This is a genomic window from Rhizobium sp. Root708 (assembly GCF_001429725.1).
Taxonomy (GTDB): domain Bacteria; phylum Pseudomonadota; class Alphaproteobacteria; order Rhizobiales; family Rhizobiaceae; genus Rhizobium.
Map to the genome: position 1 here is coordinate 199,835 of NZ_LMHV01000034.1, position 25,074 is coordinate 224,908.

Annotated in this window: 23 protein-coding genes and 1 tRNA gene; 8 read left to right on the plus strand and 16 right to left on the minus strand. The window is 59.4% G+C overall.

The features are described from left to right. Nucleotides 1-5 precede the first annotated feature (5 nt). The 4 genes from radC to ASE04_RS17995 all read left to right on the plus strand — a co-directional run bounded on the left by radC (nt 6) and on the right by ASE04_RS17995 (nt 4,912). Nucleotides 6-806, plus strand: coding sequence for a RadC family protein (gene radC / locus ASE04_RS17980; RefSeq protein ID WP_056819815.1), 801 nt, complete (start codon nt 6-8; stop codon nt 804-806). 77 nt (nt 807-883) lie between these two features. Beyond that, a complete protein-coding gene (locus ASE04_RS17985) occupies nt 884-1,471 on the plus strand; it encodes a tyrosine-protein phosphatase (protein WP_056819819.1) in 588 nt (195 codons plus the stop codon). 100 nt (nt 1,472-1,571) lie between these two features. Continuing rightward, nucleotides 1,572-2,978 carry a Si-specific NAD(P)(+) transhydrogenase gene (gene sthA, locus ASE04_RS17990; RefSeq protein WP_056819821.1) on the plus strand — a complete coding sequence of 469 codons (1,407 nt, stop codon included), beginning with the start codon at nt 1,572-1,574 and terminating at the stop codon, nt 2,976-2,978. 152 nt (nt 2,979-3,130) lie between these two features. Continuing rightward, on the plus strand, nt 3,131-4,912 hold the full coding sequence (locus ASE04_RS17995; RefSeq protein WP_056819824.1) for a B12-binding domain-containing radical SAM protein: 1,782 nt from the start codon (nt 3,131-3,133) through the stop codon (nt 4,910-4,912). Between the two features lie 53 nt (nt 4,913-4,965). Here ASE04_RS17995 and ASE04_RS18000 read toward each other — a convergent pair whose 3' ends face one another. The 5 genes from ASE04_RS18000 to ASE04_RS18020 all read right to left on the minus strand — a co-directional run bounded on the left by ASE04_RS18000 (nt 4,966) and on the right by ASE04_RS18020 (nt 9,144). Then, on the minus strand, nt 4,966-5,388 hold the full coding sequence (locus ASE04_RS18000; protein ID WP_056819827.1) for a nuclear transport factor 2 family protein: 423 nt from the start codon (nt 5,386-5,388) through the stop codon (nt 4,966-4,968). Nucleotides 5,389-5,553: 165 nt separating this feature from the next. Next, nucleotides 5,554-7,032, minus strand: a complete 1,479-nt coding sequence (tig, locus tag ASE04_RS18005; RefSeq protein WP_056819829.1) for a trigger factor — start codon at nt 7,030-7,032, stop codon at nt 5,554-5,556. A 183-nt stretch (nt 7,033-7,215) separates the two neighbouring features. Then, nucleotides 7,216-7,300 (minus strand) — tRNA-Leu (locus ASE04_RS18010). Between the two features lie 153 nt (nt 7,301-7,453). Beyond that, nucleotides 7,454-8,044, minus strand: coding sequence for a GDYXXLXY domain-containing protein (locus ASE04_RS18015; protein ID WP_056819832.1), 591 nt, complete (start codon nt 8,042-8,044; stop codon nt 7,454-7,456). After that, nucleotides 8,041-9,144, minus strand: a complete 1,104-nt coding sequence (locus tag ASE04_RS18020; RefSeq protein ID WP_056819834.1) for a DUF2157 domain-containing protein — start codon at nt 9,142-9,144, stop codon at nt 8,041-8,043. Before ASE04_RS18020 ends, ASE04_RS18015 begins: the two co-directional genes overlap by 4 nt. A gap of 734 nt (nt 9,145-9,878) precedes the next feature. Between ASE04_RS18020 and ASE04_RS30200 the strand changes: the two genes are divergently transcribed. Both ASE04_RS30200 and ASE04_RS18025 read left to right on the plus strand, forming a co-directional pair. Beyond that, nucleotides 9,879-10,022, plus strand: a complete 144-nt coding sequence (locus ASE04_RS30200; RefSeq protein ID WP_082597397.1) for a DUF1127 domain-containing protein — start codon at nt 9,879-9,881, stop codon at nt 10,020-10,022. A 278-nt stretch (nt 10,023-10,300) separates the two neighbouring features. Next, entirely contained in the window at nt 10,301-10,444 is a 144-nt protein-coding gene (locus ASE04_RS18025; protein ID WP_080725599.1) for a DUF1127 domain-containing protein, read from the plus strand. A 110-nt stretch (nt 10,445-10,554) separates the two neighbouring features. On the opposite strand, the gene ASE04_RS18030 is transcribed toward ASE04_RS18025, so the two are convergent. Together ASE04_RS18030 and ASE04_RS18035 are read right to left on the minus strand one after the other, a co-directional pair. Next, entirely contained in the window at nt 10,555-12,036 is a 1,482-nt protein-coding gene (locus tag ASE04_RS18030; RefSeq protein ID WP_244490451.1) for an ArnT family glycosyltransferase, read from the minus strand. After that, nucleotides 12,033-13,115: a glycosyltransferase gene (locus ASE04_RS18035; RefSeq protein WP_056819840.1), complete on the minus strand. Its 1,083-nt coding sequence runs from the start codon at nt 13,113-13,115 to the stop codon at nt 12,033-12,035. The genes ASE04_RS18030 and ASE04_RS18035 overlap by 4 nt, the downstream gene beginning before the upstream one ends. Before the next feature lie 324 nt (nt 13,116-13,439). Between ASE04_RS18035 and trmFO the strand changes: the two genes are divergently transcribed. Beyond that, nucleotides 13,440-14,876: a methylenetetrahydrofolate--tRNA-(uracil(54)-C(5))-methyltransferase (FADH(2)-oxidizing) TrmFO gene (gene trmFO / locus ASE04_RS18040; protein ID WP_056819844.1), complete on the plus strand. Its 1,437-nt coding sequence runs from the start codon at nt 13,440-13,442 to the stop codon at nt 14,874-14,876. A gap of 22 nt (nt 14,877-14,898) precedes the next feature. On the opposite strand, the gene ASE04_RS18045 is transcribed toward trmFO, so the two are convergent. From ASE04_RS18045 to yajC, 7 genes are all read right to left on the minus strand, one after another. Further along, nucleotides 14,899-15,936 carry an MBL fold metallo-hydrolase gene (locus ASE04_RS18045; RefSeq protein ID WP_056819848.1) on the minus strand — a complete coding sequence of 346 codons (1,038 nt, stop codon included), beginning with the start codon at nt 15,934-15,936 and terminating at the stop codon, nt 14,899-14,901. 46 nt (nt 15,937-15,982) lie between these two features. Then, a complete protein-coding gene (locus ASE04_RS18050; protein WP_056819851.1) occupies nt 15,983-16,645 on the minus strand; it encodes a peroxiredoxin in 663 nt (220 codons plus the stop codon). A gap of 168 nt (nt 16,646-16,813) precedes the next feature. After that, nucleotides 16,814-17,278, minus strand: coding sequence for a hypothetical protein (locus tag ASE04_RS18055; RefSeq protein ID WP_056819854.1), 465 nt, complete (start codon nt 17,276-17,278; stop codon nt 16,814-16,816). A gap of 71 nt (nt 17,279-17,349) precedes the next feature. Beyond that, nucleotides 17,350-18,201: a phytoene/squalene synthase family protein gene (locus ASE04_RS18060; protein ID WP_056819858.1), complete on the minus strand. Its 852-nt coding sequence runs from the start codon at nt 18,199-18,201 to the stop codon at nt 17,350-17,352. Nucleotides 18,202-18,203: 2 nt separating this feature from the next. Next, nucleotides 18,204-18,590 (minus strand): Mth938-like domain-containing protein, encoded by a 387-nt coding sequence (locus ASE04_RS18065; RefSeq protein WP_056819860.1) that lies wholly within the window; start codon nt 18,588-18,590, stop codon nt 18,204-18,206. Nucleotides 18,591-18,594: 4 nt separating this feature from the next. After that, nucleotides 18,595-21,150, minus strand: coding sequence for a protein translocase subunit SecDF (secDF, locus tag ASE04_RS18070; protein ID WP_056819864.1), 2,556 nt, complete (start codon nt 21,148-21,150; stop codon nt 18,595-18,597). A 54-nt stretch (nt 21,151-21,204) separates the two neighbouring features. Next, a complete protein-coding gene (gene yajC, locus ASE04_RS18075; protein ID WP_056819867.1) occupies nt 21,205-21,552 on the minus strand; it encodes a preprotein translocase subunit YajC in 348 nt (115 codons plus the stop codon). Nucleotides 21,553-21,760: 208 nt separating this feature from the next. Here yajC and ASE04_RS18080 point away from each other — a divergent pair, with 208 nt between their 5' ends. After that, nucleotides 21,761-22,633 (plus strand): ATP-binding protein, encoded by an 873-nt coding sequence (locus ASE04_RS18080; RefSeq protein ID WP_056819870.1) that lies wholly within the window; start codon nt 21,761-21,763, stop codon nt 22,631-22,633. A 75-nt stretch (nt 22,634-22,708) separates the two neighbouring features. Here ASE04_RS18080 and ASE04_RS18085 read toward each other — a convergent pair whose 3' ends face one another. Beyond that, nucleotides 22,709-24,280, minus strand: coding sequence for a peptidoglycan DD-metalloendopeptidase family protein (locus tag ASE04_RS18085; protein WP_056819873.1), 1,572 nt, complete (start codon nt 24,278-24,280; stop codon nt 22,709-22,711). Nucleotides 24,281-24,414: 134 nt separating this feature from the next. Continuing rightward, nucleotides 24,415-25,068, minus strand: a complete 654-nt coding sequence (locus tag ASE04_RS18090; protein ID WP_056819876.1) for a protein-L-isoaspartate(D-aspartate) O-methyltransferase — start codon at nt 25,066-25,068, stop codon at nt 24,415-24,417. Nucleotides 25,069-25,074: the final 6 nt, after the last annotated feature.

Sequence of the window (25,074 nt, forward strand, 5' to 3'; positions counted from 1 at the left end):
CGTCGATGGCGAAAGAACCGCGCCCCGACAATGACCAGCTGTCCTTCGGGACCGCAGAAGACATTGACGAGAGAGCCTTCTTCGCCGAGCAGCCCACCAAGCCTGCCGCGCTTCAGATGCGGCAGCAGCCCAGCGATGAACACTATCATGGTCACCGCGAGCGCCTGCGCAGCCGGTTCCGCGAGCACGGCGATGCGGCGCTTGCGGACTACGAACTGCTCGAACTGCTGCTATTCCGTCTGATCCCGCGCCGGGATACGAAGCCGATCGCCAAGGCGCTGCTTGACCGGTTCGGCTCGCTTGCCGCCGTCTTCGGCGCACCGACCGCGCTGCTTCAGGAGGTCAAGGGCATCGGCGAGGCTGTGGCCCTCGACATTAAGCTGATTTCCACCGTCGCCCACCGGACATTGAAAAGCGAGCTTCGCGGCAAGCAGGTTCTCTCCTCGTGGTCCTCGGTGATCCAGTATTGCCACGCGGCGATGGCGCACGAGACGCGCGAGCAATTCCGCATCCTCTTCCTGGACAAGCGAAACGCGCTGATTGCCGACGAGGTCCAGGGATTGGGCACGATCGACCATACCCCCGTCTATCCCCGCGAAGTGGTCAAGCGAGCTCTCGAGCTGTCGGCTACAGCCCTCATCCTCGTCCACAATCATCCCTCCGGCGACCCGACGCCCTCTCGGGCGGATATCGAGATGACCAAGATGATCATCGATACGGCGAAGCCTCTCGGCATCACCGTTCACGACCACATCATCATCGGCAAGGACGGGCATGCGAGCCTCAAGGGACTACGCTTGATCTAGGCTTGCGAGCCCTTCAGGTGCCCGTCAGGTTGCGGTGGCAAAGCGAATGCATTGCAACCAACCTGTTCGGGTCACAAATGGCGAAGTTCACTTTTCCGAAACTCCGTTCTTATCGTAAGATTCTAATTCTGCCCGTGACGGCCTTCGTGCTCGCAGCAGGAAGCTACTATTCCTACCTGGCGGCAACCGACAATTTCCACGCCGTTATTCCTGGCGAGGTCTATCGGTCATCGCAGCCGTCGGCGAAATCCATTGCGAACTTCGAACAGGAGTACGGCATCAAGACTATCCTGAACCTGCGCGGCGTTTCCGACGACAAGGCGTGGTACGCCGCTGAGGTCGCACAGGCGAAGGCGTTGAACATTACCCATATCGACTTTGGAATATCGGCTGCGAAGGAACTCACGCCTGAGAAGGCTGAAGCGCTCATCGAGATCATGCGCAACGCGCCGAAGCCGATCCTCATTCATTGCCGGTCGGGCGCTGACCGCACAGGGCTCGCCGCGGCGCTCTATCTGGCAGCAATCGCAAAGGCGAACGAGCGGACGGCAGAGGGACAAATGTCGATCTTCTACGGCCATATCAGCCTGCCGATTTCCCGCGCCTTTGCCATGGATCGCACCTTCGAGAAGATGGAGCCCCTATTTGGCTTCGCTGAATCCTGATAGCGGCCTGTAAATCAATCTGCAACATTGACCAGCTACCGGTGATCGCGCGACATTTTGCGTCGCGAAATGATTCCAGTTTTCCAATCGGGGCCAGTCCATGTTCCAGTATGATCTTGTCGTTGTCGGCAGCGGCCCGGCGGGCCGTCGCGGCGCAATTCAGGCCGCCAAGCTCGGTAAGAAAGTGCTGGTCGTCGAACAGGGAAAACGCGTTGGCGGTGTGTCTGTTCATACCGGCACGATCCCTTCCAAGACGTTGCGCGAAACGGCGCTCAATCTTTCCGGCTGGCGCGAGCGCGGCTTCTATGGCCGGGCATATCGCGTCAAGGACGAGATCAGCGCCGAAGACCTGCGCCGCCGCCTGCTGATTACCCTCGACCACGAAGTCGAAGTCCTTGAACACCAGTTCGCCCGCAACCGCGTTCAGCACATTCGCGGCAAGGCAAGCTTCGTCGATCCTTCTACACTGGAAGTCGTCAAGGAGGACGGCGAGGTCATCAAGGTCACCGGCGCAAGCATTCTCCTCGCCGTCGGGACGAAGCCGTTCCGGCCCGATTACATGCCGTTCGACGGCAAGACGGTTCTCGATAGCGACGAGCTTCTGGAACTGGCGGAGCTTCCGCGCTCCATGGTCGTCATCGGAGCCGGCGTCATCGGCATCGAGTATGCAACGATCTTCAGTGCACTGGACACGGCCGTGACCGTGATCGATCCGAAGCCGACGATGCTCGACTTCATCGACAAGGAAATCGTCGAGGACTTCACCTACCAGCTGCGCGACCGCAACATGAAAATCCTGCTCGGCACCAAGGCGGATAAGGTCGAACGCCTGGATAACGGCAAGGTGGAGCTGCTTCTCGACAACGGTCGCCGACTGACGACAGACATGGTGCTGTTTGCCGCAGGCCGAATGGGCGCGACCGATACGCTCAATCTTCCCGCCGCCGGGCTCGAGGCCGACAGTCGCGGTCGCCTGAAGGTGAATCCCGAGACATTCCAGACCTCCGTTCCCAACATCTACGCGGCCGGCGACGTCGTAGGCTTTCCGAGCCTTGCTTCGACCTCGATGGAACAGGGCCGCATCGCCGCACGCGTGGCCATCGGCGCGGTCGCGAAGGAACCGCCGAAATACTTCCCGTACGGTATCTATGCCGTGCCCGAAATCTCCACCTGCGGCCTGACCGAAGAAGAGATGAAGGAGCGCGGCATTCCCTACGAATGCGGGATTGCCCGTTTCCGCGAAACCTCTCGCGGGCACATCATGGGCCTCGACACGGGGCTTCTGAAGCTGATCTTCTCGCTGAAGACCCGACGTCTGCTTGGCGTGCATATCGTCGGCGAAGGCGCGACCGAACTGGTGCACATCGGCCAGGCCGTGCTCAACCTCAAGGGCACGGTCGAGTATTTCGTCGAAAACACGTTCAACTATCCGACGCTCGCCGAAGCCTACAAGATTGCCGGCCTCGACGCATGGAATCGCATGGGCGACATCAAGTCGGAACTCTGAGCGCTGCAGCGTTTCAAGAGATCGGCCGCGTCGGATTTCGCGGCCGATCTCGCGCATTGCTTGCGCAACGGGAACGACAAGACACGGCTTGTCTTCTCCCGAACATCTGGTAGCGTTCGGTTTCGGGGGTTCACTCTTATAAGCGAGTAGCCGTGCGGAATCAGCCAGAAACTGCCGAACGTAAGTTTCAACTCATTCTCATCAAGCCGTCTCACTATGACGACGATGGATATGTCATCCGCTGGTGGCGCGCGATGATCCCCTCCAATTCGCTTGCAGCGCTCTACGGCATCGCCGCTGATTGCTCGGAGCGAAAGGTCCTCGGACCGGATGTCGGCATAGATATCACCGTCATCGACGAGACCAATACGCGGGTGAACACTGCTGCGTTGCTGCGGCAACTGAAAGCCAACGACAATTTCGGCATGGTTGCGCTGGTCGGGGTGCAATCCAACCAGTATCCGCGCGCGCTCGATATCGCCAAGCCGTTTCGAGAGGCCGGCATCCCTGTGTCCATGGGCGGCTTCCATGTCTCAGGTTGCCTGTCGATGCTCGACGGTGTCGCCGTGGGTCTCGATGCCTGCCGCGAGATGGGCATCTCGATGTTCGCAGGCGAAGCCGAAGGGCGGCTCGACCGGGTTTTGCAGGATGCGGCGGCGGGCACCCTCGCACCGCTCTACAATTTCATGAACGATCTTCCGAGCATCGAAGGCTCGGCTGTCCCGTTTCTGCCGAAGATCAACGTGACCCACACGCTGGGGCTCAGTTCGAGCTTCGATGCCGGCCGCGGCTGTCCTTACCAGTGTTCGTTCTGCACCATCATCAACGTGCAGGGCCGCAAATCGCGTTTCCGTACCGCCGACGATGTCGAGAAGCTCGTCCGGATGAACTGGGCGCAGGGCATTCACAAGTTCTTCATCACCGACGACAACTTCGCCAGAAACCGGGACTGGGAAGCGATCTTCGATCGCCTGATCGAACTGAGGGAAGTCCACGGCATTCCGCTTGGCCTGATGATCCAGGTCGATACCCTTTGCCACAAGATCCCGAACTTCATCGAGAAATCCAAACGCGCCGGCGTCACCCGCGTGTTCATCGGCCTCGAGAACGTCAATCCGGACAACTTGACCGCCGCCAAGAAGAACCAGAACAAGATCACCGAATACCGCAAGATGCTGCTTGCCTGGAAAGCACAAGGCATCATGACGCTTGCCGGCTACATTCTTGGTTTCCCGGCGGATACGCCGGAGTCCATTCGCCGGGATATCGCCATCATTCAGCATGAACTGCCTCTCGACGTAATCGAGTTTTTCGTGCTCACACCGCTACCGGGTTCCGAAGATCATCAGACCCTGTGGAAGAGGAGCGTCGAGATGGACGCCGACCTCAACATCTACGACGTCGAGCATGTCTGCACGGCACATTCGAAGATGACCAAGGCGGAATGGGAAAGCATCTACCATGAGGCCTGGTCGCTCTATTACTCGCCGGAGCACATGAAGACATTGCTGCGCCGTGCCGTCGCTACGGGCGTGCCGCTTGCAAGTCTCGTGAAGATTCTCGTATCGTTCGCGACCACGGTGCCGCTCGAGAACGTTCACCCGCTGCAGAGCGGCCTGCTTCGCCTCAAGCATCCCTCCGAGCGTCGCCCCGGGCTTCCGAGGGAGAATGCCCTGACGTTCTGGCCGCGCTTTGTCTGGCAGACCTTCACCAAGCACCTGTCACTGGGTGCGACGATCGCCAGCCTTGCAACGACCGCCTTTTTCATCGCGCGTGACAAGAAATCAAAGACCTACATGGACCAGGCATTGACACCGGTTGGTGACCATGAGGACGAGACGCTGGAGCTCTTTACCAAGACGGCGGGCGGACAGGCGGCGGTCTCGCACATCAAGAAGGTCAACGAGCTCACGCATGCCCACAGGGCGGTCTGAGGCGACTTTGCTCCTTGTGCCGCTGCTTGCATCGATCGACAGACCGGTGTGCCTCAGCCTCGCGCCGGCAGCGTTATCATGTCCAGCAGGGCTGCCGCCTGCAGTGTGTCGATGAACTCGGCGCATTCCTTCAGCTTGCCGTTCTCGAAGGTCATCTTGTCCATGATCTCTGCATCGTATTCCGTCGCGCCAAAACGCATGCGACCTGCGCGATGAACCAGCGCGACATCCCCGTCGATATGGATGGATACGAAATCGATACCGCGCATGTCCCAATTGTCGATCAGGTATTGCATCGTCGCGCGAAGCGCCTCAGCGCCGACGACCGGGTCGGTCAACGGCGAAAGGTGTTGGTCGCCGGCGACACGAAACATGCAGCCATCATCGAGAAACGACATCAAGCCGTCGAGATCGCCTTGCACCCGCGCATGATAGATTCGTCGCACCACGTCCCTAAGGTCATCATTGGAAGCCATCGTCCAATCCCCCGCCTGAGATACGCCAGTGTGCGTCCACGCTATCGGTAATGCAACCAAATCGTGTGCGTCTCCACTTTGGGAGTAGGCCGGCTCGTTAGGTGATGCCGGAAACGAAAAAGCCCCGCACAAGCGGGGCTTTCTGCAAACTGGACTGGCCGGAGATTACTCGGCGCCTTCCTCGGAAGCCTTCTTCTTCGGAGCGGCCTTCTTCTTCGGAGCAGCTTCTTCGCCTTCAGCGGCGTCTGCCTTGGCAGCTGCCTTCTTCTTCGGAGCGGCCTTCTTGGCTTCCTTCTCGGAGCCTTCGCCTTCTTCGTCAGCGAGCAGCTCTTCCTTGGTTACCTTCTTGTCCGTGACTTCGATTTCGGTCAGCAGATGGTCGATGACCTTCTCTTCGAAAATCGGTGCGCGGATCGAAGCAGCTGCACCCGGCTGGCTGCGGAAGAATTCGAGGATCTGCTTTTCCTGACCCGGATACTGGCGCAACTGGTCGTAGATTGCGCGCTGCATTTCGTCTTCGCTGACTTCGACGCCGGCCTTTTCGCCGATTTCGGAGAGAACGAGGCCGAGGCGAACGCGACGCTCAGCAAGCTTCTTGTATTCTTCGCGAGCCTGCTCTTCCGTCGTGTCTTCGTCTTCGAAGGTCTTGCCGGACTGAGCGAGATCGTTGGAAACCTGGTTCCAGATGCCGTTGTACTCGGCGTCAACAAGCGACGTCGGGGTCTCGAACTTGTAGAGTTCGTCGAGCTGGTCGAGAATCTGGCGCTTTACCTTCTGGCGGGTCATCGAGCCGTACTGCGACTCGATCTGGCCGCGAACGATTTCCTTCAGACGATCAGCCGATTCGAGGCCGAGCTTCTTGGCCAGTTCGTCGTTGATTTCGACGTCGGCAGGAGCGGCAACGTCCTTGACCGTGACGTCGAAGGTGGCTTCGGCACCAGCGAGGTTCTTGGCCGGATAGTCAGCCGGGAACGTTACGTTGATGGTCTTTTCGTCGCCAGCCTTGGTGCCGACCAGCTGCTCTTCGAAGCCGGGGATGAAACGGCCGGAACCGAGAACCAGTTCGGCGCCCTGATCGGTGCCGCCGTCGAAGGCAACGCCGTCGACCTTGCCGACGTAGTCCATGGTGATGCGGTCGCCGTCGGCAGCCTTGCCCTTCTTGGTCTCGTAGGAACGGGCGCTTTCAGCAACCTTGAGAACCTGCTCTGTGACCTCTTCGTCGGAGATGTCGACGACTTCGCGCGTGATCTTGATGCCCTTGTTGGACTTCAGTTCGATCGGCGGCAGAACTTCGTAAGACAGCGTGAACTCGAAATCCTTCTGAGCGGCGAGGATCAGTTCGGCTTCGTCCTTGTCCTCGGTCATCGCGATTTCAGGCTGCGTAGCGGACTTTTCGCCGCGCTCGGCCAGAATCGAGGTCGGCTGTTCGCGGACGATCTCGTTGACGAGGTCGGCCATGATGGACTTGCCGTAAACCTTCTTCAGATGAGCGGCAGGAACCTTGCCCGGACGAAAGCCGTTGATGCGGACCTTGTCCTTCACGTCGGCAAGACGCTCGTTCATCTTGGTTTCCATGTCCTTGGCCGGGATTACGACCTTGATTTCGCGCTTCAGCCCTTCAGCGAGCGTTTCGATAACCTGCATGTCTTCCTACCTTCAATTCGTGGCGGCCGTGCCCAGACGCCGTTCGTTTCGATGAGCACGACGCCGGAAAGTTGCCGGGCGTGGCCTGTTCTCAATTCTTGTTCGTTCCGTTTGAACGGAACGGCGCTTGCTGCCGGGTAATCGAGGGGCACCGGTTCCGGTCCCTCGCCTGCAAGCCAGCTTTGGTGCGGGTAGAGAGACTTGAACTCCCACGCCTTGCGGCACCAGAACCTAAATCTGGCGTGTCTACCAATTTCACCATACCCGCGTTCTCAAAAACCGCATGCATATGCCTGCACATGAGGCCTTCCGGAGCGCGGCGTCTCTATATCACCCGATTTGGGAGAGGCAAAGGAAAAATGAAGGGCAAATGACAGGGATTTCGCCCATTACACAGTCCAATGCACGCAGGTTCGCTCTCTCAATAGATTGGTTCGTCGTAAGCGGGCTTTCCGTCGACCAGAAGGCTTCGGATTTGCGACGTTCCGTTGCGCGCCACGCGAACGGCAATCGACACGTCCCCATCCTGCCTCGCCTGCTCGAGCGCCATGCCCGCTCCCTCCGGCACATAGTAGCGCTCGATACCGTAGTCGACGTGAATATTGTCGGTCGTCTGGGCGCCGTAGCTATAAAAGGGTTGGCTGCGGAGAACGACGGTATCCGCCTGCTCCGGCAACCCCTCGAACGATGATTCTGCAATGCCCCAGAAGCCATCGTCCTGCCGCTTCACGCGCACCCACAGGGTACGCTCGCCGGCATCGGTCGGTATCGCGCCGACGATCGAATGAACGGGTACCAACGAGATGTCGTAGTTCAGGACGACATAATCACCGCGCAGGAAGTCGCGGGGGTCGACCGGCGCGGTCCGCAACATCACGTCGGAGCCATGGCGCAGGATCGCAGCGCGGCTCTCTATGATGTAGCCGACAATCACCGTCTGCAGCGTCGCGACAAAGATGCCTGCGAGCAGATAGCGGCGTGTCCCAAGGCGTGAAAGAGAAAACATACTCATTGGCTCGCCTCCCCGCCTACCGACGCGAAGCGACGTTCGAGGCGTATGACGACCCACGCAACCAAAGCGACCAGCACGCCTGATGTCAGGAAGAGGCCGGACGTACCGATGATGGATCCGACGGTCACGGAGGCGAGGTACAGCATTTCACCGGCAAAGATCAAATAGGCCATATATCGAACCGCGCCATTATCGCGCCCCTGCAGGGCGATCGCCAGGATTGCGGCGGCAAGTGTCGCGACACCGAGCACAACGAGCCAGCTGCCGCCGTCAATTTCGACATGCAGGAAGAACAGTCCAATCACGGCAATCAGGAACGCGTAAAAAGCGGGTGCTGCGCCCGCGCTTTTGACGATCGCCACAAGCGGCGCCGGTGGTAGGCTCACCAGAATCAGCAGCGCCATCCCGACAACGGCATAGGCCAGCGCAAGCCGGGGATCCGAGTGCAGCGTGTAGAGCCAGGCGAGCCAACCAACCAGCAGCAGATAAGCAAGGTGCCGGGCGCGATCGGCCCCGGTGTAGCGCACCAGAGCGATGATAACGACCGCCATGAACGGTGCGACCCAGGGGTCGGCGCCCAACCAGCGCATATCGAACGCGCTCAGATATACGCCAAAACTCGCCCATGCCAGAAATCCGGCCACAGCGGTGAGGACCCCGGAGCGAAAGAGAATTGCCGAAACCACCGTCACGCCGAACCAGAGATACATTACGGACTGTTCGTCGCCCGAAAGATGATACATCTGTCCGACAAGCGAGATGGCTCCGCCGAAGCTCAGCGCCCCGATGACGAGAAGACCACTGGCGACGCCGACGGAATCGCGCTTGAGGGCAGCCGCCGCAGCCAGATGCGTCACCCATATGACGGCCAGCACGACGCCGACGCGGACGAGCCGCGGAATCGCCTCCCAGTTTGAGGCAACCACGAGCAGGACGGCGGCCGCCAACAGAATCGCGGCCAGAATCATCAGGACGCTTCCGAGACTGAAGCTTGCCGGACGATCGTCGAACTCCTTCAGCAGGATTTCGGCCGTATCCTTGCCCAACAGTCCCTTGTCGACCCACAAGGACAGGTCTCTCTGCAAACGCCCGCGGTACATTCCCCACTCCGCCTTATGCGCAAATCGCGCCTCCACACGGCCTTTTATATCCATGGAAACGCGCTTGAGAAACGCCCAATGCCAAATTCCTCACCATTCAAATTTGGTTTCCAACTTCAGGAATGGCTAATGCCGCGGCGTTACCCTGAAGCCAATCCACCAAAGCCATGCAGCAGATGCATGTCGACCATGAAAATATTGCACTGCAAAATCTGAATAAGTCATACTATTTAGTTTGCAACAGCCCGAGACGTCGATTGCTTTAGCGAACTGACTGTTTCTGGCGAGAAGAATTCGGATCTGCGCACTCCTCCTCCCAGCGCGTTCCGATAGACTGGCAACACTCCTCCTCCCAGTTGTCAGTCGCCTTCATGACGCCTGCCGGATCCTCCCCCGGCAGGCGTTTTGATTTTCCAGCCTTTATGTTTCAACGGCTTATGCCATCCATCTAGGGCGAAGTGCTCCGGGAGCGTGTGTCCTGAACGCACCCGCGATGCTACGCGCGTCGGCGACGCCCTGAAATCGGCCGCAACGATAAATTTTGCTCATTTCTTGACCAAACCGCATCCGAAATGCGGATTTCACAGCGAAAGAATTGCACGGGGCGCATAGGTGATCTGAATTCTTGTCTGTGGCGCCGTTTTGCGGCGCAACATATATTTAGATCCATCAGATCAAGGCCAGCGCCCGACACATGGCAGCCGGCGGAAACGAACCTCAGGAAGGACTTCAAAATGAACATCGCACGCTCTTTCAACAACTGGCGCAAGTACCGTCAGACGATCACCGAACTCGGCCGCATGAGCAATCGCGAACTGCACGATCTCGGCATCGACCGCTCCGACATCCATCGCGTTGCTCGCGACGCTACTCGTTGATTTCTAGGCGATCTGCGCCTCCCAGCCGATCGCTTCCCAAGACGCCCGCTGCCTCTGGCAACGGGCGTTTTCTTTTTGTCCGCTTCCCCGTTCGACACCGCTTCCTCAGCGCCCTGCTCACTAAATGATGCGAGCCCGTTTTCTGAGCATTCAATGCACAAATGCATGGCAGGCGCCTAATATTTGCACTGCACAATACGCAAGCAAAAGCCTATATGAGTGCCAAGCGCTCAGACGGCGATCATGCTGCTGACGACATTCATTCTAGGAAGACCATCATGAACCCGATCCGCATCGCGAAGAGCTGGCTCAGCTATCGCCGCACGCTTAGCGAACTTGGCAGCCTTTCCAACCAGACGCTGTCTGACATCGGCGTAAGCCGTTACGAAATCCGCAACATCGCTTCCCGCGCCTTCCGTTAATCGCCTGGCGCGCGAAGCTTCCAAAAACGGCGCCATGACGGCGCCGTTTTTTGCGTTTGGGGGAGACTGTTTGCGCTAGGATCTAAAACGGCTGCCAGGTCATCGTGACATCAACGCTTCAGCAAGCGGTTAGGGCTCACATCGACGCCGGTGTCGCTATAGGCGGCAAGATCACCCTGGCAGTTGCTGCTGGCGAGCAGATAATCGGGGCCGGCAGCTGAGGCGCTGTCGAGCGCAATCTTATAATAGCGCTCCAGGTATCCGTGTAGACGCCAGTCCTGTCCAACGGATCCGCAGGTGGAGATGACGTCGTGACAGTTGTTGGCGTCACAGACCTGCGTAGCGATCTTTCCTGCATTCTCGATCACATCAGCGTCGTCACCCGGTCGCCCGATTTCCATCCCAACATACAGGCAGGAGAGCACGAATGCGCCTGCGAGCACCGATTGCGCCCAACGCAAAGCCCGCTCGGAACATTCATCAAGCAACCGAAGCAGAACCGGAGCGCATGCGATGGCGAGCGCACCAGAAAAATATGGCAGAGAGGGATTGAAGTAAAAGCCGGACACGCGGGGGCTGACAAAGAGCGGCAGCGACGCGGAACATCCGACAGCAGCCAGAAAGAGCGCACCACGAACAGCTTCACGTCTTCCGGTATTTGCCGAGGCGGCGCCACGAGAGAAGAAGCCGATCACCGATATTACGAGCGCAGCAACCAGCGGATAGGCAAGAACGCGAACGAACGTGCGCAGAGCCGACAATCCGCCACCAGCATGGCCACGCTCTCCGGAAAGGCTGGTCAGCAATTGGATGGAGACATAGCGCTCGATTGTGCCTCGTGGCCCTTCGAAACTCCAAAGCAAGCAAAAGACCACTGCGACGACAGCGATGAGCAACACGCTATCGACGATCGCATCCGCAATACGGGGACGCTGAAGGCAAAGCCAATAGAGACCAGGTGTCGCAAGCGGGAAGAGACCAACGGGGCCCTTCGCCATCAGAGCCAGCGCTGTTGCCAGTCCGGCAAGTGCCACGAACGACATTCTCCGGATCGCGCTTACCGAATGGCGATCGTCGTACGCGACGACAACCAACAGGACCGCAAGCGATGTGAAAACGATGAGGAGGTTTTCAAGCATGCCATTGGCGAAGGCCCAGGAAAAGCGACCAGCCACAACCGTCAACACCAGCGCAAGAGGCAGAGATCGGCGCATCGCGGAGTTGCGGCCGCTTAACCGATCCCAGATCAGCGCCATGATGCAGAGACTGATGCCGAAGGTCGCCAGCGAGAAGCATTTCTCGACTACGATCGTATCGCCGAACACCCTAAAGAGCAGCGATTGTAACCACATCATCAGCGGCGGGTGCTCCGCGAATACCGGGAAAAGCGCCTTTGAGAATTGCGGTTCCCAAACAGTGCCGATCCCCTCCGCGAGGTTACGAGCAATGCTGGCATAGATCAGTCCGTCAAAAAAGAACGACTGCCGGACGATATCAGGCATAACCTTCAGGCACACGGCGATGGCCACGAGCAACCACAGGATCGTGCCTACACGATTGGCGCGCGCAATCCTCAGGGCCGCGTCCTTCACTTCCAGATGAACCTGTTGGCGATCACAAACTTCCAAACCGTGTCAATCGCGATGCCGGCGAGCGTGGCGATGAACACCACATGCACCAGCCGCTCGTAGGTGAGCGTCGCCGCTGAGACGTTGGCAACGATCCCAACCGCCGAGACGGTCAAGAACTTCAGATAGCCCCAGAATTTCCCCCAGCCGCGCAAGCGTCGGTCGCGGAATGTCAGGAGATTGTTCAAAAGAAAATTGCCGGTGGCGGCTATCAGGGTCGCCACCGTCTGAGCGATCGTGAAGGGAACCAGGAGCGACAGGGCAAAATAGAGGACGGCGAAGTGGACGAAGATGCCGGAGCCGCCGACGAGCAGGAAGGAAATCAGACTGACCGGGACAAGACCGCCGGTCATCTTGCTCAGCAGGAACGTGACGAACTTCCAGACCACGTAACTGTCGAGCTTCGACTGTCCTGCAAGGCGAACACCGAAATCAAAAGGAACCTCGGCGTGTCGCAAAGCCTTGTTGGAATACAGAATATCCAGAAGCAGCTTGAAGCCGGGATCGCCGAGATGCGGCGCGGTTTCGATGAAGCTGTCACGCCGGATGACAAAGAAGCCGGTCAGGGGATCAATCAACTTGCGACCGAGCACCCGGCTGCTAAGCCAGTTCCCGAACGTCGACAGCTTCTGCCGGATCGGAGAAAGACCCTCAAGCTCCTGATCCTGCTCCAGTCGGCGTGCCGCGCTGACGATATGGAGCTTGTCGCTTTCAAGCCGTTCGGCCATTTCGTTGATCACTGCAGGGTCATGTTGGCCGTCCACGTCCATAACGCAGAGAAGCTCGCCCCTTGCCGAAAGCAGACCTTGAATGCTGGACTTGGCAAGACCGCGGTCGCTCAATCGCGTGATCGCGCGGATACGACGATCCTCCAGGGAGTAGTCGAACGTCTTTTGCCCCGTTCCATCAGGTGAATTGTCGTCCACAAAGATAATTTCCCAGTCGAACTGACCGAGAACTTCTTTTGCACGCTCGATGAACGGCGCGATATTGTCCGATTCATTATAGGTCGGCGCAACAATCGACAATTTTCTCTGCAACAAATGTAGCTCCAACGGGCTTTTTAAAGCGCACTAGCAAAGAGCGACTGCTAAAACAAGTAATCGCTGTACCGAATAGAGGTTGTACACTGCGGGATCACTGCACTTGGATTTTCAAGCAGTGTTCCCGGCACCAAATGAATTGTCTGCTTCGCTCCCGATTGCGGTCGGATCGCGGCTGAATCTTTTCAAATTGTTTCTGGCAAGCCGGATCTGGTCAGAACGTCGTCGCCAAATTCATTGGCGAGTACATAGCTCGCAAGCATCGCCTTTCCACGCCGCAATTCTCCGGTTTGCAGTCACGGCCTCTCATGGTAATCAGCCGCCATGATCAAGACCTCTCCCTACTCTCCCATTCACGTTATAGGCGGCGGCCTCGCTGGCTCGGAAGCGGCATGGCAAATCGCCAATGCCGGCGTGCCTGTTGTCCTGCACGAAATGCGCGGCGTGCGCGGCACGGATGCCCACAAGACCGACGGATTGGCCGAGCTTGTCTGCTCGAACTCCTTCCGATCGGACGATGCCACCAGCAATGCCGTCGGCGTCATCCATGCCGAAATGCGCATGGCGGGATCGCTGATCATGGCATGCGCCGACAAGCACCAGGTCCCCGCCGGTGGCGCGCTCGCGGTCGATCGTGACGGCTTTTCCGAAGCCGTCACCAAGGCAATCCACAATCATCCATCGATCACGGTCGTCAGGGAAGAGGTCGAGGGCCTGCCTCCGAAGGAGTGGGATCTCGCCATCGTTGCGACCGGCCCGCTGACGGCCCCTTCCCTTGCAAGCGCCATTCAGGCCGAGACCGGGGCCGATGCCCTGGCGTTCTTCGATGCCATTGCGCCGATCGTCTATCGCGACAGTATCGACATGGACATCTGCTGGTACCAGTCGCGCTACGACAAAGTCGGCCCTGGCGGGACCGGCAAGGACTACATCAACTGCCCGCTGGATCAGGAGCAATACAACGCCTTCGTCGATGCACTGATCGCCGGCGATACGGTCGGCTTCAAGGAATGGGAAGGCACGCCCTATTTTGACGGCTGCCTTCCGATCGAGGTGATGGCTGAACGCGGACGGGAGACGTTGCGTCACGGTCCGATGAAGCCGATGGGCCTGACGAATGCACACAATCCCACCGTCAAGGCCTATGCCGTGGTGCAGTTGCGGCAGGACAATGCGCTCGGCAGCCTCTACAACATGGTCGGCTTCCAGACGAAGCTGAAGTATGGCGCGCAGGCGGATATCTTCCGCATGATTCCCGGCCTGGGCAACGCCGAGTTTGCACGCCTCGGCGGGCTTCACCGCAACACCTATATCAATTCGCCGACGCTGCTCGATTCCTCCCTGACGTTGAAGTCTCGGCCGGGCCTGCGTTTCGCCGGCCAGATCACTGGCTGCGAAGGCTACGTCGAGAGCGCCAGTATCGGCCTGCTTGCCGGCCGTTTTGCCGCGGCGGAACGCAAAGGCGAGACTGCCTCCCTGCCGCCCGCAACGACAGCGCTCGGCTCGTTGCTCGGCCATATCACCGGCGGCCATCTCGTTACCGACGAAGAGCCCGGCAAGCGGTCCTTCCAGCCGATGAACATCAACTTCGGTCTTTTCCCGGAGTTGGAGCCCGGTTCCATCGTCAAGCCGGAAGGCGTCAAGCGCTTCCGCGGCAAGGACAAGACCATCATGAAACGGCAGCTGATTGCCAAGCGCGCGCTTTCTGACTGCGCCGAATGGCTCGGCCAGCCATTGCCGCTGCCGGAAACAGCAGCTTAAAGCCAGTTCCCTGCTCGCGTCTTCAATGCGCGAGTAGACCACCTGCCTTTTTCCATGCGTCGATACCGCCCTGTATATGGGACGCCGTCGCAAGGCCGGCGTCGTGCGCCGCTTCCACCGCCATCGCCGAGCGCTCGCCGAAAGCGCAGTAGAAGATCAGCCGCTTGCCGGTGGAAGCAGCAAGCTCGTGGAGCATGCCTCCCTGTCCAATCGCGTCTTCCAGCGTCTGATACGGCACATGAAAGGAACCGGGTATGGTGCCATTGCGATGGCGCTCTTCGTTTTCGCGCAGGTCGACCAGGGCAATATCCGACCGTCGCGAAAGATCGAAGGCCTCCTGCGCCGTCACCGCCCAACCGTGGCTCCGGACCTCGTTCTGATCGAAGCCGACATGCATGTTCGCCGGCACTGCGACGTCCATCATCTTCGGGCTCGCAAGCTTCAGATTGTTCATCATGTCGGCATACTCGTCGACCGACCGCACCTGCAGGCGAGGATTGAACGCCCGCTCTTCGCCGATCGTGGAAACCGTGTCGCCCTTATAGTCGTGAGCCGGATAAACCAGCGTCGAATCCGGCAGCTTCAGAAGCCGGCCAAAGATCGATTCGAACTGGGCGCGCGGGTCACCGTTCTGGAAATCCGTGCGACCCGTGCCCCGGATCAGCAACGTGTCTCCGGTGAAGACACGATCCGGCAGTATGAAACTATATGAATCATCTGTATGGCCGGGCGTATAGATGACATCGAGCGACAGGCCCTCGATCGTCAGCCGGTCGTTGTCGGTCAGCCGCATTGAAACGACATCGGCTTTCGTCTGCTCACCCATGACGGTTATGCAGTGTGTCTTGTCCCGCAGAGCGCCGAGACCGGTAACGTGGTCTGCATGCAAATGTGTGTCCACGGCTTTCACGAGCCGCAAATCGAGCTCGTGAACGAGCCGCAGATAGTGGTCGACCTTCTCGAGAACCGGATCGATAATCAACGCCTCACCGCCGCGCCGGCTGGCCAGCAAGTAGGAATAGGTGCTCGACGCCGGGTCGAAAAGCTGACGGAAAATCATCCCTCGCCTCCTGCTTTCGACGACATGACGCTATGCGAATGTGGCGTTATCCGTGCGGCTGAGGCACTATTCGGATATATGGCTTCGGTGCTGACCAGCCTTGCGGATACTGCTTCTTGGCTTCTTCGTCGGAAACCGATCCGGCGATGAAGACATCGTCTCCGCTCTTCCAGTTCACCGGCGTCGCGACCTTGTGCTTCGCCGTCAGCTGCAATGAATCGATGACTCGGAGTACCTCATCGAAATTGCGACCGGTCGTCATTGGATAGACGAGAATGAGTTTGATCTTCTTGTCCGGCCCGATGACGAAAACATTCCGCACAGTCTGGTTGTCAGCGGCACTGCGCGTGGCAGGATCGCCGGAAACCAGCGCCGGCAGCATGTTGTAGCGTTTGGAAACAGCGAAGTCGATATCCGCGATCATGGGAAAATTCGGCCGGACGCCCTGCGTTTCCTCGATATCCTTCATCCACCCGGCATGCCGTTCCATCGGGTCGACGGAAAGGCCGATGATCTTGACACCACGCCGATCGAACTCCGGCTTTATCTTCGCCATATAGCCGAGTTCCGTGGTGCAAACCGGCGTGAAGTCCTTTGGATGAGAAAAGAGAACGGCCCAGGAGCTGCCGATCCATTCGTGGAAACGGATCATCCCCTGTGTGGTCTTGGCTTCGAAATCCGGGGCAACGTCATTGATCGAGAGAACCATCATGCACCTCCCTTGCGCTGTTAAACAGGCCTCCAACATTTACCGAATGGGTAAATCTTGCGCCTATTTCGTGCGCGAGGCAACGCAAAAGCTCGACGTTGGCGGCCCTGCCAGTCGGTGTGCGGTTGGGGTAGCAGTGTATCTACCGGAGCGGGTGCGCTTCCGATTTCAATGATGGTTGGCTGCCGACGGATTGCTCGCGAGATGCTTGTCGGGATCGGCCACATAGTTTCCGAGAAGCCAAAGCGACACTTCGGAGGCTTCCTTCGGTGAAGAGAATTCGAAGGTCGCGCTGTGATGCGGTGCATCGAGAAACTGGATGCTGAGCCCCCTTCCCGTCTCGGAACTCAACACGCGGACGCGTCCCGGTTCGATCAGGTGGCAGGAATAGTGGCGCTGCATGTTCTTCATGAAGCCCGCCTTGTTATCGTGCAACCGCACGAAAACCGCCTGCCCGTCCGCCGTGGCCTGTAGCTGTCGTATCGCTTCATTCGGAAAGGCACGGTTGAATTCGATGATTGCATGGCCGGTGTCGTGCAGACCGTCCTCTTCGTTTTGCGACGCCATGCGCGTTGCGATAAAAGCGACCAGAATGACGAGCGCGAAAATAACGCCCCAGACTATAATGCTCACGCCGCTCTCCATTCGAGACAACCAGACAGTATGCTTCTAACCCATGAGACTTGTGCGAGTTTGAACATTCGTCAGATTTTCCTGCGCATCAAGGCGAGCGTCATGCGGATCTGGCGCCGCCACTGCGGTTGCTGCGGCGAACGCTCTAGGATTTCAGCACCCGATTTCTGCGTCTTGACCAGCACATGCTCGGCCAGCGACGCAGGCAGAAACGCCGGGAAAACAGCGGCCGGGATCTCGACATGTCGCGCCTTGGCGAGGTGATCGCGGCCGAGGCCCGCGAATGCTTCGATCGCGGCCGATATCCGGTTCTTGTCGTCGCCTGCGAGGAAGGCATCGCGGTCGAGCCCGGTAGCGGAGAGGATCTCCAGGGGTATGTAGACCTGGCCACGGTGACGGTGTAACGGCATCAGCAGAAGCAATCCCGCGATCGCCTGGGCGACGCCGGCATGCCCGGCCGCTTCGGCCGATCGTGCCGCGTCGTCAGGGGCAAGAACGATGCTCGTCAACTGGATCAGGGCCGATGCGGTTTCGCCCGCATATCCCTCAAGGGAGCCGCGTGTCTCCATCGGGTCGTCGTAGAGATCGAAAATACGAGCATCGATCATATTCAGCAGCGTCTGGCGCGGCAGGCGATGGGCATCGACACAGGCCAGCAAGGCGGCCGCGACCGGATTGGCCTCCGTCGACCCATGGGCATTGCCCTCCAGCAGATCGCGCCAATATTGCATGCGAACCTCGCCGGGAAGCGGTTCGTGCACGAGGTCGCGGATACGGGCAAGTTCAGCGTTGAAGGCGTAGAGCACGGCGATTGCGCCTCTTTTGTCTTCCGGAGAGAGCAGGCAGGCAAGGTAGCGGTCGCGATCCATGTCGCGTAGCATCGCCAGGCAGATGTCCTGGTTCGTCATCGATTGATCAGCCATGTTCAGATTGCGATCAAGGCGGCGGCAACTGCGCGCGATTCCATCAGCATGATATTGAAGGTGCGCACGGCGGCGCCGGTGTTCATCGGATCCGATGAAATGCCCGCCGCCTTCAGGGCTGCCTTCAAGTCCGCCGGCATTGGACGCATGTCCACGCCGGTGCCGATCAACAGGAACTCGATGTCAGCTGCCTCATCGATAACACGCTGAAGATTCTCGACCGACAGCGGTTTGGTCGCATCCATGTCCCAGCCGTGAATGCCGGAAGGAAGGCAAAGGATGGAGCCACGGTGCGACATGTCGGCGAAGCGAAATCCACCATTCCCGTAAGTATCGATCGGCGCGCGCCCGGGAAAATGCGCTTCGCGTATCTCTATGCCTCTGGCCATATGCTCACACTGCCGGGTTGCCGCTTTTTGTTTCGGGCTCCGGTACTTTTCTGTCTTGGTCGTTGTCCAGCGTTTCCGGCCGAAGCTTGAAGGCTATCAGCACCGGCGCCGCTATGTAGATGGATGAAAATGTCCCGACGGCAACGCCGAAGAGCATCACGAAGGCAAACGTGCGCGTAACCTCGCCGCCGAGCAGCGACAGCGCTGCCAGCGCCAGCAGCGTTGTCGCGGCGGTCAGCACGGTTCGGGAGAGCGTCTGATTGATCGAGGCGTCGATGAGGATCGGCAACGGCATCTTGCGATACCGTCTCAGGTTTTCTCGCATCCGGTCGTACACCACGACGGTATCGTTCAGCGAATAGCCGATAATCGTCAGAAGCGCCGCCACGCTTGTCAGATTGAATTCCATTCCAGTCAGAACGAACAAGCCGAGGACCAGAATGATGTCATGAAGCGTCGCCACGATGGCGCCGATCGCGAACTGCCATTCGAAACGGGCCCAGATGTAAACGAGGATGACGATGAGCGATGCCAGAACGCCGAGCGTTGCGGCCCGTGTCAGCTCGCCCGATACGGCCGGTCCAACCACCTCGACTCGACGGAAATCATAGTCGCCGCCGAGCTCGTCACGCATCAGCGTGACGGCAGACTGTTCGGCATTTTCTCCGCCGCCCTGCGGCTGCAGTTGCACCAGCGCGCCCGCAGGATCGCGCAGCTGACGCGCCGAGATTTCTCCGATGTTGAGATCGCCGAGCCGTTCGCGGATGTCGCCGACATCAGCACGTCCCTGCTTCGCCCGCAGTTCCACGATCGAGCCGCCCGCGAAGTCCACGCCCATATGCAAGCCGACGGCTGCAAAGCCAACCATGGCTGCGATCGAGAGGGCCGCCGAAATGGTGAAGGAATATCTGCGGATCCCCATGAAGCGGATATTGGCGCGATCGAAGATGCCGGTGTTGATGTCCCGGGGCAGATGTCGCGGATGACGCCGGTGGAGCCATCGGACGACAATCCAGCGAGTGAGCGTAAACGCCGTAAATACAGTCGCGAGGATGCCGGCGGCAAGGGTGATCGCAAACCCGCGCACGGCGTCGTTGCCGAGAAAATAGAGGATGACCGCGCCGATGAAGATTGTCACGTTCGCGTCAAGAACGGTCAAGATCGCACGGTTGAAGCCGTTTTCGATCGCTTCGGCAAACGGGCGTCCGGTTTTGGCCTCGTCGCGAATGCGCTCGTAGATGAGGACGTTGGCGTCCACCGCCATGCCCATGATCAGCACGATGCCGGCGATCCCGGGAAGCGTCAGCGTCGCGCCGATCGCACTCAGGAAGGCCAGTATCAGCAACAGGTTCATGACGAGCGATATGGCGGCGATCACGCCGAGCCCGCGATAAAACGCAAACATCAGAGCGGCGACGAGGACAGCGGCAACGATGCCCGACCATATGCCGGCACGAGCCGACTCTGCTCCGAGTGCGGGGCTGACGGTCCGCTCTTCGACAGTGGTCAACGTTGCCGGCAAGGCGCCGGCGCGCAGCATCAAAGCGAGGTCGTGAGCACCATCTGCGGTGAAGCTCACCGGTATCGCGCCGGTTCCATCGAGGATCGGCGCGTTGATCAGCGGGGCGGCCATGACCTGATCGTCGAAGATAATCGCGAAGTGCCGGCCGATGTTCTGCCGCGTTTTCTGCGCCAGCCTTTCGGTGCCTTCCGCATCCAGCTTGTAAGCGATGGAGACGGACGAGCCATTCACTACCGACTGAACGTCAACGATGTTCTTGCTGGTGACGAAATCGGTTCGATCGACAAGATAGGGAACCGGAGGATCGTCCAGCGAATAGAGAACCTCCGATGTCGCAGGCCAGCGTCCGGAAATTGCCTCCTGCCCGGACATGCTCTCGTCGATCATCCGCACAGAGATCTTGGCGGGCTCATTGATGATGTTCTTCAGCCGCTCGACGTCCACGTCACCCATGACCTGCAGGTCGACACGGTCAGCGCCTTCAGGGCGAACGACGAAATCGACGTCACCGAGCGCTTCCACACGGCGGTTCACAACATCGACGGACTGTGATTGGGCGGCCAAGGTGCCGGCATTCACGGCATCGTCGGAGATAGCGAGCGTAAACTGGCCGGTCTCGTCATGGCGGACAATAAGATTCGGCGCAGCGCCACCCCAGAAACCGCTCTTCAGGCTGGCAACCAGCCCCTCGAGCGCCGTTGTCGCTGCCGGTATCTGTTGCGCGTCGGCGATCTTGACGCTCACCGTTTGGTCGTTACCGGTCAATCCGGTGTAACGAATATTGGCCTGTCGCAGATTGTTGCGAACTCCGGCGACGGTATCCTCAAGCAACTCCCGGACGATATCGGTGCGCTCAATCTTGAAAAGAAGGTGGGTTCCACCGCGCAGATCTGCTCCGAGATCGATGCGACTATGGGGCAACCAGTTCGGCAGGCGCTCAAGCGCCCTGTCCGATAGGAGATTGGGTGTGGCCGCCAGCACGGCGACCAGCAAGACGAACCAGATCAGAAGGGTCTTCCAGCGGGAAAAATGAAGCATTTTTACTCGACTATATCCGACCCGGCCAATCCGGTTCGCGCTAAAGCAGGCTTATTACGCGGCGTCAGCCTTGACCGGCTCACCCTTCACGCGCACTTCCGAAATGCCGGTACGAACGATGCGAACGCGGACGCCGTCTGCAATTTCGACTTCGACTTCCTTGTCGTCAACGACTTTGGTGACCTTGCCGACGAGGCCACCGCCGGTGACAACCTGGTCACCACGGCGAATTGCCTTCAGGGTTTCGTCGCGCTTCTTTGCCTGCGCGCGCTGCGGCCGGATGAGCAGGAAATACCAGACGACCATCAACGGCACGAACAGGATAATCATTTCAAAGCCAGAACCGAACGGCGACGCCGCGGTATCGGTTGCAGCCTGGGCAAATGCCGGGGTGATGAACATGCTAAACTCCTCAAACTCTGCCGGAGGCGGAATGTCGCCTTTTCGCGGGTGGCCGGACTATAATTATGGTCTTTGCGAATGCAACAGGAACGGCCGGAAACCGTACCGATTCCGCTGCCTCTTAACCTTTCCGCTCGTGAATTGCCATGCTACCCCGCTCGGAAAAGACCAAGGCACACAGCCAACCGCGCTCGAAGGAGTAAAAGCAATGGCCGAAGATCTGAACCACGTCATTCTGGCGGAGCTCCGCCGTCTCGCGAACGCCGTCGAGCGTCTGGCCGGACCGGCGCCGGTTACCAACGACTGGACGGCGGCCGACTGCTTCGTCTGGTCCCCCGCCCGCCTCCACCTGCAGCCTGTCAAGCGGCCGAACCGTATCGCGCTGCAACTGATCCGCGGCGTCGACCGCGTGCGCGACATCCTGCATGAAAACACGGTCCGGTTTGCCGAGGGCTTTGCCGCCAACAACGTCCTGTTGTGGGGCGCTCGTGGCATGGGCAAGTCGTCACTCGTGAAGGCTGTGCATGAGGACGTCCGTCGCGAAAGCGGCGTTTCGCTCAAACTCGTCGAGGTCCATCGGGAGGACATTGCAAGCCTGCCGACGCTGCTCGACCTTCTGAAAGACACCCCTCACCGCGTCATTGTCTTCTGCGACGACCTGTCTTTCGACCATGACGACACCGCCTACAAGTCGCTCAAGGCGGCATTGGACGGCGGCGTCGAAGGGCGTCCGGACAATGTCCTTTTCTACGCAACCTCGAACCGTCGCCATCTGCTGCCGCGTCACATGATGGAGAACGAGCAGTCGACGGCCATCAACCCGTCCGAAGCCGTTGAAGAGAAGGTTTCCCTGTCCGATCGTTTCGGCCTGTGGCTGGGCTTCCACAAGTGTGGGCAGGAAGACTATCTGAAGATGATCGACGGCTACGCCGACCACTTCGAACTCCCGCTCGATCGCGCAAAGATGCACGCCGAAGCGCTTGAATGGGCGACCACGCGCGGCGCCCGATCCGGCCGCGTCGCCTGGCAGTACATCCAGGACCTCGCAGGCCGGTCGCGGATCGCGTTAAACCGCGCCTGAGGCGCAGAATTCCGTCAGAAACGACAAAAGCCCGGCGAACTGCCGGGCTTTTGTTTTGTCCTCGAGACGCAATACCTATTCGAGGAAAGTGATCGGGTTCACCGGCGTCGCATCCTTGCGGACTTCGAAGTGAACCTGCGGCTGCTTGACGTTGCCGCTCATACCGGAGACAGCAACCGTCTGGCCGCGCTGGATCTTCTGGCCACGCGTCACGCTCAGCGTGTCAGCGTTGCCGTAGACGGTCACGGTACCATCGTCGTGGCGGACGAGAACCGTATTGCCGAGTTCCTTGAGGCCATTACCGGCGTAGATGACGACGCCGTTTTCAGCAGCCTTGATTGCCGTCCCCTGCGGTACGGAGATATCGATACCGTCGTTGCGGCTGCCGTTGACGTTGGCGCCGTAGGCCGCGATGACTGCACCGCGGACGGGCCAGCGGTACTTGCCGATACCGGTTGCTTCCGGAGCCGCAGACGCGACGTCCTTCTTGGCGGCGTCATCAACCGTCTCGGTTGCCACCGGCGCCTTGTAGGTCGCAGGCTGAGCCTGAGCGGCCGTTGCCGGAGCCGAAACCGGCTGCGCAGCAACCTTCGGCTCACCCTTGGCGGGGATCGACGCCGTCTTCATCGCGTCCGGAGAACCGTTCGGGATGTTGAGTTCCTGACCGATGCGGATCGAACCAGCCGACAGATTGTTTGCCGCCTTCAGATCGTCGATGCTCGTGCCAGTCGCCCTGGCGATCTTCGCAAGCGAGTCGCCCGGCTTCACGACATAGCTGCCGCCAGCCCCCTTGGGCCCCTTGCCTGCTCCAGCCGGCAGCTTGCCAGCCTGATCGGCACTTGCCATCGACTTGTCCCGTGCCGAATTCGCACCTGGAATGACGGCGACGTTCTGGTCCTGTGGCTTGCCCGGCTGCGGCTGCTGGCCGCCCTTCGACAGATCAGCCGCCTGAGCCGACGCCTTGGCTGCATTGCCGCCGTTGAAGGTCGGAATGAGAATGATCTGGCCGGGCTTTGCAGCAGCGGCCGTCTTCAGGCCGTTGACGCGGAGGATTTCCTTCTCCGGCACGCCGTAGCGGTTGGCCAGCGTTGTGACGCTTTCGCCCGGACGGAGCGTGACCGAAGGCGCGTTCGTTGCCGACCAGCCTGAAACCTTCTTCGGGGTCGAGCCGGTGACGATCGCATCGGCGTCAACCTTCGGCGGAACGAGAACCGGCGCGGACTTCTTTGGCGTTGCTGTCGGGAAAGGCTGAGCAAGAGCAACCTGCCGCTCGTGGGCAGGAGCCACAGCACCGGGCGCCGAGAGTTCTGAGCGCTGAACAGAGACAGGAGCCGAGGCCATCCGCGCATTGGAGCCGTAAGCCGGCTGAGCGGGATAAGGCTGGCTCATAGCCTGCGAGCGAGAGTAATCGGGCTGCTGCATGCCGCCGCCCTGCAAGTCGGCCTGCGGCACCGGATCAGCCTGAAGGCCGCTCATATTCCTGCGAGGAATGGAGTTTGTGGTCATCTGATCCTGGCCGGCGGAGGAGAACAAACCACCAAACCGTGTCACATCGGAACTACACCCCGTTGCGACACTTGCCAGTAAAGCCGCCATCACCACATTACCGGCAGACTTCCCAAACCTTGACGAAAGACTGAAACGCATGACTCGACCCACTGAGAACGCAACCTTTTGTGGGTTTATTAAAGCGCGTTAGTATTACCACGTGGTTAAGGCAGCGAAATCAGCGCGATTTTTTTGAGAGATTGCTAACCATAGCCGCCACGCGGCGCGTTTGCCTAGAGTTGCGAGGCCACCCGCGGGACGATCGGCAGATAGGGAGAATTGAAGAGTTCTTCACGCTCGAAGCGGCTGCCGGTCTTCGTCAAGCGGACGAGGCGACATTCGCTTTCAGAGATCATCAGAGGGGCGATCATCGATCCGCCGGATACCAACTGATCCGTGTAGAAGCGCGGCATGGAATTGAATGCGGCGGTGACGATGATACGATCGAAGGTTCCCTCGCCCTGCAATCCCGCGCTGCCGTCGGCCTGGCGCACGATCACGTTCCGTATGCTCAACGCTTCCAACCGCTTCTGAGCATTGGTCGTCAGCGTCTTGTAGCGATCGATCGTGAGGACGCGTTCGGCCATGCGAGCGATAACCGCCGTCATGAAGCCGCTGCCGGTGCCGACTTCGAGCACCCGCTGGCCTGGCTTGATCTTCAGCGAATGCAGAATCTTTACCGCCAGATCCACGCCCTCAAGGAAGGAGCCACACTCAATCGGGATGGTCCGGCTGGAATAGGCGTGCTCGGCGAATTGCGGCGGCACGAAAACCGATCTCGGCGTCTGCTCGACAGCGGTCAGCAGATCGATATCCGATACGCCCGCTGCCCGCAGGCGCAGAACAAGCGCCGCAAAGCCTTCCTTTTCGACAAGACGTGTCGTCAACGCTAA